The 12,212-nt window shown below is 58.6% G+C and carries 13 protein-coding genes; 6 read left to right on the forward strand and 7 right to left on the reverse strand.

Translation table 11 applies throughout. The features are described 5' to 3' along the window. Window positions 1–72: 72 nt before the first annotated feature. From CE491_RS01975 to CE491_RS01985, 3 genes are read right to left on the reverse strand one after another with little or no spacing between them, the layout of a single operon-like run. A complete protein-coding gene (locus CE491_RS01975; RefSeq protein WP_110946696.1) occupies window positions 73–894 on the reverse strand; it encodes an ABC transporter substrate-binding protein in 822 nt (273 codons plus the stop codon). Window positions 895–916: 22 nt separating this feature from the next. Further along, window positions 917–1,681: an amino acid ABC transporter ATP-binding protein gene (locus tag CE491_RS01980; RefSeq protein WP_110946697.1), complete on the reverse strand. Its 765-nt coding sequence runs from the start codon at window positions 1,679–1,681 to the stop codon at window positions 917–919. 21 nt (window positions 1,682–1,702) lie between these two features. Then, complete coding sequence (locus CE491_RS01985; RefSeq protein ID WP_110946698.1) at window positions 1,703–2,581, reverse strand: amino acid ABC transporter permease; 879 nt, start codon at window positions 2,579–2,581, stop codon at window positions 1,703–1,705. Between the two features lie 309 nt (window positions 2,582–2,890). On the opposite strand from CE491_RS01985, the gene CE491_RS01990 reads away from it, so the two are divergent. Next, window positions 2,891–3,856 (forward strand): LysR family transcriptional regulator, encoded by a 966-nt coding sequence (locus CE491_RS01990; protein ID WP_110946699.1) that lies wholly within the window; start codon window positions 2,891–2,893, stop codon window positions 3,854–3,856. A 57-nt stretch (window positions 3,857–3,913) separates the two neighbouring features. Here CE491_RS01990 and CE491_RS01995 read toward each other — a convergent pair whose 3' ends face one another. After that, window positions 3,914–4,606 (reverse strand): HAD-IA family hydrolase, encoded by a 693-nt coding sequence (locus CE491_RS01995; protein ID WP_110946700.1) that lies wholly within the window; start codon window positions 4,604–4,606, stop codon window positions 3,914–3,916. Window positions 4,607–4,856: 250 nt separating this feature from the next. Here CE491_RS01995 and CE491_RS02000 point away from each other — a divergent pair, with 250 nt between their 5' ends. Continuing rightward, on the forward strand, window positions 4,857–6,344 hold the full coding sequence (locus CE491_RS02000; RefSeq protein ID WP_110946701.1) for a YdgA family protein: 1,488 nt from the start codon (window positions 4,857–4,859) through the stop codon (window positions 6,342–6,344). Window positions 6,345–6,422: 78 nt separating this feature from the next. Here CE491_RS02000 and CE491_RS02005 read toward each other — a convergent pair whose 3' ends face one another. The 3 genes from CE491_RS02005 to CE491_RS02015 form a co-directional block, all read right to left on the reverse strand. After that, on the reverse strand, window positions 6,423–7,553 hold the full coding sequence (locus CE491_RS02005) for a mechanosensitive ion channel family protein (protein ID WP_110946702.1): 1,131 nt from the start codon (window positions 7,551–7,553) through the stop codon (window positions 6,423–6,425). A gap of 108 nt (window positions 7,554–7,661) precedes the next feature. Continuing rightward, entirely contained in the window at window positions 7,662–8,321 is a 660-nt protein-coding gene (gene cysC, locus CE491_RS02010; protein WP_110946703.1) for an adenylyl-sulfate kinase, read from the reverse strand. Further along, on the reverse strand, window positions 8,314–9,009 hold the full coding sequence (locus CE491_RS02015) for a sulfotransferase family 2 domain-containing protein (RefSeq protein ID WP_110946704.1): 696 nt from the start codon (window positions 9,007–9,009) through the stop codon (window positions 8,314–8,316). The genes cysC and CE491_RS02015 overlap by 8 nt, the downstream gene beginning before the upstream one ends. A gap of 399 nt (window positions 9,010–9,408) precedes the next feature. On the opposite strand from CE491_RS02015, the gene CE491_RS02020 reads away from it, so the two are divergent. From CE491_RS02020 to CE491_RS02035, 4 genes are all read left to right on the forward strand, one after another. Then, window positions 9,409–9,753 (forward strand): helix-turn-helix domain-containing protein, encoded by a 345-nt coding sequence (locus CE491_RS02020; protein ID WP_110946707.1) that lies wholly within the window; start codon window positions 9,409–9,411, stop codon window positions 9,751–9,753. Window positions 9,754–9,970: 217 nt separating this feature from the next. Beyond that, on the forward strand, window positions 9,971–10,969 hold the full coding sequence (locus CE491_RS02025; RefSeq protein WP_234407479.1) for a type II toxin-antitoxin system HipA family toxin: 999 nt from the start codon (window positions 9,971–9,973) through the stop codon (window positions 10,967–10,969). Between the two features lie 139 nt (window positions 10,970–11,108). Beyond that, window positions 11,109–11,543 carry a DcrB-related protein gene (locus CE491_RS02030; protein ID WP_110946705.1) on the forward strand — a complete coding sequence of 145 codons (435 nt, stop codon included), beginning with the start codon at window positions 11,109–11,111 and terminating at the stop codon, window positions 11,541–11,543. A 36-nt stretch (window positions 11,544–11,579) separates the two neighbouring features. Then, window positions 11,580–12,212, forward strand: a 633-nt coding sequence (locus tag CE491_RS02035; protein ID WP_199884949.1) for a PAAR domain-containing protein, incomplete at its 3' end; no start/stop codon positions are given.

Raw genomic sequence — 12,212 nt, forward strand, 5'->3', positions numbered from 1 at the left:
CGGAGTATCAGCCATCCTCGATGTGTCTGAACTAACGCGTTCGCCAGCAAGCCGGTTTGTGCGCTGTCGCGCTTACTTCCCCTGGTCCATCCCGATCTTGGCCACTGCACCTTGCTCCAGCTCCCACTTCTTGAGGATCTTGCCGTAGGTGCCGTCATCGACCATGACCTGCATCGCCTCTGCGATGGCCTTGGCCAGCTCCGGATTGGATTTGCTCACACCAAGCCCCGTGAACTGCTTGGAGATTGCCAGGCCGATGGGCTTGTAGGTGTCTTTCTCCTGCGACATCAGGTACGGAATGGTTTCGCTGCCTTGCATGGCCGCGTCCAGACGACCCTGACGCAGCTGCGCGCGGGCATCGGCCGAACCTTCGGAACCGGTGACCTCTATGGCCGGTTTTCCCGCCGCTTCGCAGTTCTGCTTGCTCCACGCGGTGATTTCCGCAGGCCAGGTGGTGCGGCGGCTGGTGCCGACTTTCTTGCCGCACAGATCGGTCAGCTCATTGAGTTGGGTGTTCTTGGTCAACGTGTACAGCTGCGGGCCGCTGGTGAAATAGTCGATGAAGGTCACCGACTTCTGCCGCTCGGCGGTGTCGGTCATGCCTGACAGAATGATGTCGAAGCGCTTGGTGACCAGGCCGCTGACCATCTGCTCGAATGCGGTTTCCTGCCATTTGATTTTCACGCCCAGACGCTCGGCCAGCGCGTTGCCCAGATCGACATCCAGACCGGTCAGGGTGTTGGTGCTGGTGTCCTTGAAATCCATCGGCGGATAGTTCGGCACGATGGCCGCGCTGATTTCGCCTTTTTCCTTGAGGCTGGCGGGCACGTCAGCGAAGGCCGAAACGGAGGCCATCAGGCCTGCGAGCAAGCTGGGGAGGATGATTTTTTTCATGGTCGTTCTCGTTTGTTCTGGTTTAAGTGCGAACGGCAGAAATGAAGCTTTGGGTTCTTGGATTTTGTGGGCTTATTAGAATGTCTTCGGGGCTACCGGCCTCCACAATCTGGCCGCCGTCCATGAACACCATGCGGTTGGACACCTCGCGCGCGAAGCCCAGCTCATGGGTCACAACGATCATGGTCATGCCGGAGTGCGCGAGATCACGCATCACCGACAACACTTCGCCCACCAGCTCCGGGTCGAGGGCGGAAGTGGGTTCGTCGAACAGCATCAGCTTGGGCCGCATGGCCAGCGCGCGCGCAATCGCCACACGCTGTTGCTGGCCGCCGGACAGCTCGACGGGATAGGAATGACGCTTGTCCGCAAGGCCGACGCGGGCCAGCAGTTCGACGGCTTCTTCGTTGGCTTCCTTCGGCGAACGCTTGAGCACCTGAATCGGGCCTTCGATGACGTTCTGCAGCGCGGTCATGTGCGGGAACAGGTTGAAGCGCTGGAACACCATGCCGGTGCTCAAGCGCTGGCGGGCAATCTGCGCGTCGTTGAGTTCGTGCAGCTTGTTGCCAACGATGCGATACCCCACCAATTCGCCATCGACCCACAGGCCCCCCTTGTCGATCTTTTCCAGCTGATTGACGCAGCGCAGCAGGGTGCTCTTGCCCGAGCCCGAGGGGCCGATGATGCACAGCACTTCGCCTTGCTCGACCTCAATGCTGACGTCCTTGAGGGCGTGGAACTGGTCGTAGTATTTGTTCAGGCCGACGGCTTTGACGATGCTTCTCATGCTTGTTCTCCTGGGCCTGACTTACGAACGCTTGCCAGCGCCGCGAGCGAAGCGCAGCTCCAGACGGCTTTGACCGAACGACAACACGGTGACCACGGCCAGGTACCAGATCCCGGCGACGATCAGCAGCTCCATCACCCGGGCGTTGGCGTAATAAATGTTCTGCGCGTTATGCAGGATCTCGGAGTACTGGATCACGCTGGCCAGACTGGTCATCTTCACCATGCCGATGAATTCGTTACCGACCGGCGGAATGATCACACGCATCGCCTGCGGCAGGATCACCCGACGCAGCGCCTGCAGACGCGGCATGCCGATCGACTTGGCGGCCTCATACTGCCCGGTGTCCACCGACAGCAGGCCGGCTCGCACGACTTCGGCGGTGTAGGCGCCCTGGTTGATGCTCAGGCCCAGCAGCGCAGCGACGAAGGGCGTCATCAGGCTCACGGTATCGAGCTGGAACAGGCCGGGAATGCCAATCACCGGGAAGATCAGCGCCAGGTTGAACCACAGCAGCAATTGCAGAATCAGCGGCGTACCGCGAAACAGCCACGTGTAGGTGATCGCCACATAGCGCAGGATCGGGTTGGCCGACATGCGCATGATCGCTGTGATCACGCCGATCACCACCCCCAGCAGCATCGCCAGAATCGACATGATGATGGTATTGAGCAGACCCCAGAGAATCGCTTCGGAGGTCAGAAACTGGGCGATGTAATTCCACTCGATCTGCCCATTTGCGAAAGCCCGGGCCAGCCCCGCCAGGGCGATGACGATCAGCGTGGCGAAGAAGATTCGGCCGTAGTAGCGGCGCGGCACGTGCTCGTACTGAGTGATGTCGAACTCGTTTTCGATCTTCTTGCGTTCGGCTTGCAGACGCTCTGCCTGGTTCTGGTTCATGGTGTTTCTCCGAAGCTGCGTTCAGGCCGCGCGTAACCGGTCACAGCGAGTTCATCATCCGGCCAGTCGATGGGTATTCGGGCACGCATCCGAGGCTGGGTTTTTGCTGAGAGTGGAGGGCAGATTCAAGTACAAAGTCCTGATCGAAGTGTCAGGTTTTATCGTCTCTCATCAGCGACCGGGTCAATGATCAGGGTGTCGTGCAGACGGTTGCCAATCGCCATTTTCTGTGTTCATTATTATCAATCGGGCATGTTTTCGTTGTGGGGCAAAGCCTGTTGAATATGACAGGCGAGGTAAATAAGCATTATGGAAACTCCACTTTCCACTTCTGGAAACGTGCCGCCCAAACCGGGAGTCCGCCCTCCTTTATCGCTCAGTGGGATGGACTTCAAGCTGTTACGCGTGTTTCAGGCAGTTGTCGAGGCCGGAGGCTTCAGCGCCGCGCAGAACGAGCTGAACGTGGGACTCGCGGCGATCAGCAAGCAGATCTCGGACCTGGAAATCCGCATTGGCATGCGCTTGTGTACCCGGGGTCGAGAAGGTTTTCATCTGACCGAAGAAGGCAAACTTGTCTATCAGGCAACCATCGAATTATTTGCCTCGGTCGACTCTTTCCGAGACCGGATTAGTTCTGCGCAAAATGAATTGATCGGCGATCTGAGTATTGGCGTTATCGACAACACGATGCCCGATAAAAGTTCGCCCTTAATTGCTTCACTCAGAACAATGCACGATGAAGCGCCCAAAGTAAGACTGCGACTGCACGCCTCACAACTCGATGAGATAGAGCGCGGCGTCGTCGAAGGACGCTTGAGCCTGGGTATCGTGCCGGTCTATCAGCGTCGCGAAGAGTTCGACTATTTTGAGCTGTACGAAGAGCCATCCCACGCGTATTGCGCCGTCGGGCACCCGTTGTTCGACCTGGATGACAAGGCGCTGGACGTCGACAGCCTGCGGCATTGCCAGGTCATCAATCATCGCTACGCGATTCATCGCGACAAGGCCAGTTTCGTCAATTACGACAGCCAGTCGGCGTCGGCGTCACAGGTCGAGGCTGTGGCAATCCTGATTCTCACTGGCCGCTTCGTCGGCTTTCTGCCTGCACACTACGCCCACCACCTGGTACGCGACGGCCAATTGCGCGCCCTGCGCCCCGATCTCATTCACCTGAACACCCCGTTCAACCTCATCCTGCGCCACAACGCCCCGCGAAGCCCCTTGGTTAAGGCATTCGCGCAGGCGCTGGGGGTGGATTTGAAGCGGGTGGTTTAGCTTGCGGCACGACTGCAGTGTAAGGGCGGGCAAGCGCGCTCCTACAAAAGAATCTCGTCAATCGTGATACCCCGGCAACCCCCAATCCTGCGGCACAAACTCAGCCAGCGAGCCCAATATCAGGTCGGCATGAGCGTATTGCTCCACCGGCATGTGGGAGTCCGGCACCGCCACGGCGTACATGCCGGCTGTCTTGGCGGCGGTCACGCCGAAGGGCGAATCCTCGAACACCAGGCAGTCTTTCGGATCGACACCGAGATTGCGCGCCGCCACCAGGAAAATATCCGGCGCAGGCTTGGCCGCAGTCACATCCTCATGGTCGGCAGTCACCACGTGCCGGAACAGCTCGAACCAGGAACCGTGATTGCTCGTCTTAACGCCGAAGTAATGCAACGAAGAACTGGTCCCCACGGCGATAGGGATGTTGTGTCTGGCCAGATGGCGTACCAGCGCCTCGGCGCCTGGCATCGGCTGCGCATGGGGGAAACGTTCGTCGAGCATTGGCTGGCGGACGGTCAGAAATTCCTCGGCGGACATCGGTAACTGCAATGCGCTGATCACATAGTCGGCGAAATCCTGCGAGCCGCGGCCGATGGAATGCTGCTTCACAGCCCAGTCGAAGGTCTTGCCGTGGCGTTTGGCGATAGCGTCGGTCACTTCGGTATAGATGCCCTCGGTGTCCAGCAACAGGCCGTCCATGTCGAAAATCACCGCTTTGATCGGGCCCTTTGGCTTTTGCGCGTCGCTCATCTCATCGATCCCGTTTACAGATTGGCGTCCAGCCTAACGCCTCGGCAAAGGCTGTGGCTATACGCGACTGACGCTCCTGCGCAAACGGCGTCGAGGCGCAACGGCTGCAAAAGGCGCTCGCCAAGTGCTAATCTCGCCGGGCTCTGGGCAGCGCGAGGTGTTGCTCGGTGCCTCTGTCATGGCGCCGAAACCCTGCGGCGTCAGGGAAGACATCACCCCTCTTCAAGAACGGACATCTTCGAGTCGACACATGAAAAAATCAGTCAACATTGCCGTAGGCGTAGTCATCGTTGCAGGCGCTCTCATCAGCGCAGGTGCCTGGTACACCGGGACTCGTCTGGAAGGCGTGCTCGGTGATGCAGTTCAGCAAGGCAATCAGCAGATCCAGGCGGCATTCGCCGGTCACGATGGTAGTGCGAGCGTCGAGCTGTTGTCGCTGGATCGGCACTTCTTCACCAGCACAGCGCATTACAAGTTCAAGCTCCAGAACCCCAAACTCAACGACGGCCAGCCCGTCGAACTGCTGTTCGTGGATAACATCGAGCACGGCCCGTTTCCCTGGAGCCGAGTGAAAACCTTGAACCTGGTGCCGGTCATGGCTGCCAGCAACATGGAACTTGAAAAGAACGTCTACTCCGAGAAGTGGTTCGCCATGACCAACGGGCAGGCTCCGCTGACCGGGCATTTCAGCATGGGCTACGACCGTGCGGCGCAGGGCCGGGTCGAACTCCTGCCGTTCCAGTTCAACGATCAGAACGGCTCGTTCGCCTTCTCGGGCTTTACCCTCAACGCATCGGGCAGCGCCAATGGCGAAAAGCTTGAAGCCAACGGCGTGCTCGGCAGCCTTGACGTGACCGCCACCTCCGAAGAGGGCCCGGTGCACCTGATTCTCAGGGACCTGACCTTCAACACCGGTGGCACCAAGGGCAAGTCCGGCTTCTATCTGGGTCACAGCGACGCCAAGGTGACTTCGGCTACCTTCCAGGGCGCCGGTCAGCCGCCGGTGCAGTTCAAGGACTTCGTCAACACCAGCCTGTTGCAGGAAGTGGAAGGCAACCTCAATGCGCAGGTGACCTACGACATCGGCAACATCAGCTTCGACGGCAAGGACATTGGTTCTTCGCAGATGCTGTGGAAATTCTCCAACTTCGACATTGCATCAACCAAGAACCTGCTGCAGATCTATCAGGAAAAAATCCAGCCTCAGGCCCAGGCGGCAGCGGCGGTGGGTGAATCCTATACACCGCAGTTGAGCGCAGCGGATCGGGCGCTGGTGCAGGAGCAAGTCGGCAAACTGCTGGCGGCCCAGCCCCACATCGAACTGGAAAAACTCTCGCTGAAAACCGCCAGCGGCGAAAGCCATTTCAGTCTGTCGATGGACTTGGGTAACCCGACGAGTCTCGATCAGCCAGGCTCTGCTTTGCTCAAGCAACTGCTGACTCAGGCAGACGCCAAACTGGTGCTGTCCAAGGCGATGATTGGTGATCTCGCGACCCTGCAAGCCCAATCTGCCGGTCTGACCGACCCTGCTGCCATTGCGCAACAGGCCCAGGACGCTGCCGAGACGGTGGGCGGGATGGCGATCATGCTGCAAGTGGGCAAGGTGGAGGGCGACAACATCGTCGCAAGCCTGCACTACACCGATGACGTGGTGGACTTCAACGGCGAGAATATGACCGCCCAACAATTCGCCGCCGCGATGATGGGCAAAGTGGTGATGTTCAAACGCGGGTATTGAAACCCTGTAGCACGGCGTGTTGGCGGTGGCGTTCGAAAGACCGCTGCCGTCGGCGAGCCGGACTGCTGCAGATGAGGCTCAAACCGGCGGCTGGCGCGCGATTTCGGTTGGCGCCTCGTGATTGTCGCGCTCGGGCTGTGCGGTGCGCGACGACACCTCCGCCCGCAGTTGCGGCAAGCACTGCGGGTGCTGCTTGGCGACAAAACTGATCAGCCGTTCGCGCATGTGGCATCGCGCATCCCAGCTGCGTGATGAGTCCGCCGAACTCAGCAATACCCGCAACTGCATCGCTTTGTCGGTCGTATCGGTGACCTGCAACACGCAGACCCGGCCGTCCCACAGGTGCGGAATATCCTTGCAGATACGCTCGGCCTCCTCGCGAAGCTCTTCCAGCGGCAACGCATAATCGACCCACAGGAACACCGAACCGATCAGGCTCGAGGTGCTGCGTGTCCAGTTCTGGAAAGGCTTCTCGATGAAGTACTGCAGTGGAATCACCATTCGCCGTTCATCCCAGATCTTCACCACCACATAGGTGCCGCTGATTTCCTCGATACGCCCCCATTCGCCCTCGACGATCACCACATCGTCCAGGCGAATCGGTTGTGAAATTGCAATCTGCAAACCCGCGATCAGATTCCCCAGCACCGGCTTTGCCGCAAAGCCCGCCGCCAGGCCCGCAAGACCGGCAGACGCCAACAGGCTCGTGCCGACCTGCCGCACCGGCGGAAAACTTATCAGGATCAACCCGGTGCCGAACAGCAACACCAGCACAGTGAGACAACGTACCAGCACCCGCACCTGCGTCTGAATGCGTCGGGCCTGCAGGTTGTCCTCGATGTCGAGCGGGTTGCGGATCGCCACCGCTTCGCCAATCGCCTTCACGCAACTGAGGGCCAGCCAGGTGAACCCGGCCACCACCAACATGCCGTTGAGATGCCGCACACCCCTGATCAACATCAAGTCGTCGGGCGCGGAGGTCCAGACGGTTTGCAGGGCCAATAGCGGAATCAGCCACAGCGTCGGCGCTTCGGCGCGATAAATCAGTTGTTGGGCGAAGACAAAGGATCGGGCGATGCGCCGCAGACCCGCCAGCGCAATCCACCGCCCCAACAATGCGATGCATACGGCGGCGATGGCGGCGATCAGGGTGTTTAGCCAGGGTAACGGCAGGGCATTGAGCCAGGCGTCCGGGAGTACGTGTTCCATAGAGTTCGCTCGCGAGGAAGACGGTTCAAAGACAAGACGTGTGAACCCCCAAACCTGCCAATCGTTCCCCCGCGTTTGGACATTCGCCGAAATGCCGATGGTCTGTAATCAGCGTGCCAGAGCGTGCGAGCCGGTAAATGCCTGATATACACCACCTCGCGGTCGGGTTTCGAGTAACTGTGAGAGCAGCTGATCGATAAGCAGGCTGCCGCAATCAACGCTGGTATCGACCACGTACTCTGGCTCGATCGGCGGTTCATACGGGCTGTCGATTCCGGTGAAGTTGCGTATCCGCCCCTCGCGCACGGCGCGGTACAACCCCTTGGCATCGCGGCGCATGCACTCGCGCAACGGCGTGCTGACGTGGACCTCGATGAACTGTCCTTCGGCGAAATGCTGTCGACAAGCGTCGCGGTCCTCCCGGTAGGGTGAAATCGCCGCGACAATTACGATCAACCCGGCATCCACCATCAACTTGGCGACTTCGCCGATGCGCCTGACATTCTCGCGTCGGCTTTGCTCGCTCATGCCCAGGTCCTGACACAGCCCCCGACGCAGCCGGTCGCCGTCAAGCAGATAACTGTGCAACCCGTGGGCGACCAAAGTCTGATCCAGCCGATTGCCCAGCGTGGTTTTCCCCGCGCCGGACAACCCGGTGAACCAGATGCAACAGGCGTGCTGGCGCTTGAGCGATTCGCGCTCCGATTGCCCGACCGCCAGCGGTGAGTCGATGATCACCGGGCGCGCTTCGGATGGTGAGTCAGTCATAGGAAAACAACTCATAGTCGCGGGCATAGACTTCGCGGATACGCTTGCGCGTGATATCGGAGCACAGCCCCGCGGTTTGATAGCGCGGACCGGGCGAGCGATTGAGGTGACGCAACGGGACACTGATGCCGAGGTGTTCACACAGCGCTGCGAAATCCGACTCCAGATGCTCCTGCCGGCCGATGAAATCCACGGCAATCTGGCCCATGCCGTTTTGCAGAAATTGATATTGAGGCGCGAAATGTATTTGCTTCGATACATTCTCCGCGTGCAGCCAGCCGTCGACGAACGTATCGAAGCGAGAATAACGACTGACCAATTCGAAAGCCGCTCTGTCCCGCGGCTGCGGGTTCTGTAATAAGTAACGATAAGCCGACAGTGCTCTATGTAATGGATCACGTACAAAGCCAAACTTGAAGTATTGCTCATAACGCTCTTTGAACTGCTTCTCGTACCAATAGAGCGGCAAGTGACCGGTGGGCGTGTCGCCGAATATCGACATCGCCACACTGCTGCCCGCGCACTTGGGGACATGAATGAAAATGCATTCGAAATGGTCGAACACCTCGGGAAACCGGGCCTTGCGCGACAATGTCTTGTTGACCACCTGACGGTCTACGACAGAAAGCCGCTCTAGCAAAAACTCACGCTGGGTCTTTGGAAACAACTTCCAGAGTAAATGATTCATGGCGATGACCTGTAGCGGGGTGTGGAGCGTGACTCAGGGTACAGCGAGTTAAAAGCAGGGCGATGAACTTTGCAAATACTTTACGTTGACGGACTTTAATGTAGTGGCCTGTAAGTGTTTGTATGAAAGCAGGTACTTTTAGGTAATTTATTTAGTTCGTATTCAAAGGCGTTAGTTACCGCCTGTGCGCAGTTGGGTTGATGAGCACTTCTTCAGCCTGCGCTGACGAATTGATCGAACGCAGCCCGCGGGGTTTCCGCCAATCTTCTGTTAGTGTGGACCTGCATCTATTTTATGTGGGATAAAACTCACTGAGGTAAGCATTAGCTATTTAACATTCCATGTTAATGCGTGCTAGGGTAGCTCTTATGTGCCTTAAACCTCATGGCGGTGAGTATTATGGATGGATTTTTCCCGGTGATCTGCGCGGATAACCTCAGCAGGATAGGGCTGTTGGTGAAGGCCAGACGCCTTTCATTGGGACTGCGTCAGGCAGACATCACTAAGGCAATCGGGGTTTCTGCGCATACATTGCGTAAAATCGAGAACGGCTCGGAACTCGTCGATCTCCGATCCTTCATGTTGGTGCTTTGGCGTTTGGGTATCACCGAGACTGTGTTCGCTCCTTTGGACGGTATCGAAAGCACATCGGAAATCCTGCGCCATGCAGGTGATGCGGCCTCGCCCCAAAGCATCGCATCGAAGCGCGTCAGGTTGACCAAACCCAAACCGGAGGATTTCTGATGTCTCGGGCATACATCTATATGGAGCATCCAGAATCCGGAGAGCTGCTAACGCTTGGCAGGCTGTCGCTTACCGGTAGGCTGGGCGAGTTCGTTTATGCCCGGATTACGTAAAACGGGGAGGCTGGGTGCCTGATCCCATAAGCTACCCGCTGCGTGCCGAAGCCTACACCGGCATTACAAAGAACCGTGGCATACCGGGCTTCATCAATGACGCCATGCCCGATGGTTGGGGGGAGCGACTGCTTCATCGCGCGTATGGACAAACGCTTGCGCCAATCGAGTATCTGCTCAAGTCGCCAAACAATGACCGCATCGGCAGCCTGATGGCTGGCACTTCCCCGGTCCCCCCTGCCGGGCTTGGAGAGAGTCCCGTTCCCTCGCTCAAAGGGCTGGCAAAGTTTGTCGAAGCCTGCGAGGCGGTGTACGACAACCAACTGGATGAGGAGGCCATCAGGGTGCTTAATCTGCGCCAGCAACGGTCGTCGTTGGGGGGAGCACGACCGAAGCGAACTTTACAGGATAACGGGATGCTGATCCTGGCCAAGCCAAGGGATGGTCGCTACGACGAATACGATTTTCCAGCGATCGAATTTGCGTGCATGACCTTTGCGGCGTCCAAAGGATTGAGCGTTGCCCATACCGCCTTGCACGCCGACGATCCTCGAGCCTTGCTCGTCGAGCGCTTTGATCGCACCCCTTTGGCTGATGGCGCCAAACGTATCCCGATGCTCAGCGCATTGACTCTGCTGGATTCGGAATGGGACGACCAATACCACCACGATTGGCGTTATGCGGCCGTGGCAGATGAAATGCGTCGCCGCGGCGTGCCCGATAAAGACCTGCAAGAGCTATTCAGGCGCATGTGTTACAACGCGTTGGTCGGCAATGGCGATGACCACCCGCGAAATCACGCAGTCATCTGGATTGGTGGACGCTGGCGCCTGTCGCCCATGTACGACGTGCTACCGATCCTAGGGGAGGGGCCAGCGCAGACGCTGGCCATGGCAGTCGGCAAGGAAGGTCGGAAAATCAGCCGAGCCAACCTGCTCAGCCATCACGCGCACTTCGCGCTGCCCCGTGATGAGGCGCAGGCCTTGCTGGAAGAGGTCGCAGGTTGGGCAGATGAACTGAAGGCGTACTACGGTAAGTGGCTTGTGGGGGCAGATCTGCATATGGCATGCGATGCCGTAAGCTCGGTACGTATGTGCAGTTAACCTGCTACTGCTCAGCCATCGGCTAGCCACTGACCAGGCAGCTGCCGCTGGCTCGACGCTAGCCTTGATTGTTAATGGCAATTACTCGAAAATTTCGGCGTCTTCGAGTCACTCACCTACACGGAAAGTATCCCGCCCAATGACTCTCTACCGCATCCAAGAAGCTGACCTCGAAATCCCTGAAGCCTGGCAGGACCAGAGCATCAATATCTTCAAACTTCCCGCCGTGGGCAGCGCCAAAGAAGCCAGCTTCGTCATCAGTCGAGATGCGGGTCAAGGCGATGCCTCCTTTCCCGACTACGTTGCCAGCCAGCTAAAAAACGCCGAGCAGCAATTGCCGGGATTCAAGCTGATCCAGACCTGGGATTTCGCCCTGCATGGCCACGCCGCTACCTTGCTTGACTACAGCTGGCAGCGGGAAGGGCGCGAGTTGATGCTGCGGCAGGTGTTCATCGAGCGTAAGCCTGCGGTGCTGATTACCACGCTGACCACCACCCTCGGCGATCTGGTCCATCATGAGCCCGCCTGGAAGCAAGCCATGGCGACCCTTGTGCCGAGGTCGAAAGCCGTCTGAAGCTGTCGAGTGATCGGTAACGGGAGCTCAAACATAGTGGATGCACAGGCAGCGGCACGTCTAGGCGATGAAATAGCCCACGGCTTCGGTCTCGCGGCGATGATTGGAGGTGCCGTAGCGGGTGCCCTGATCGGCGCTGCGGTCGTTGCTGCAACTGTCGCCACCGGCGGCGTGGCGCTGGCGATCATGGCCGGCTCGATCGCAGCTGGCGGCTTGTCGATGTTCCAGATCGTCAAAGGTCTGAGCACGATTTTCAAACTTCCGGAGCCCACGACCGGGGTGCTCATACACGGCAGTTTCGACGTCTACGTTAACAGCCGCAAAGCGATGCGAGCGGGCGAAGATGTGTCTTCCTCATGTAGCGGCCTGCCGCTCAATCACCCGATGTGGCCTTTCCCGGTGCTCATCGCCGAAGGCAGTGCGACCGTTTATATCAATGGCAAGCCTGCTGCACGGTTGCACAGCAAAATGGTGTGTGGCGCGCATATAAAAAGTGGCAGCGAAAACACCTTCATTGGCGGCCCCACGATTGCGGTGGCGTTCGTGCTAGACATCGAAGGCTGGATGCACACGGGGCTTGAAGCGTTGGGGCTGATCGCTGCGGGCGCAGGACTCGTGTTGGCAGCGATGGCAGGTGTGGCTGCACTGGCCGGATTCGGGGTGGTTGGC

It is taken from the genome of Pseudomonas bohemica, assembly GCF_002934685.1.
GTDB lineage: Bacteria > Pseudomonadota > Gammaproteobacteria > Pseudomonadales > Pseudomonadaceae > Aquipseudomonas > Aquipseudomonas bohemica.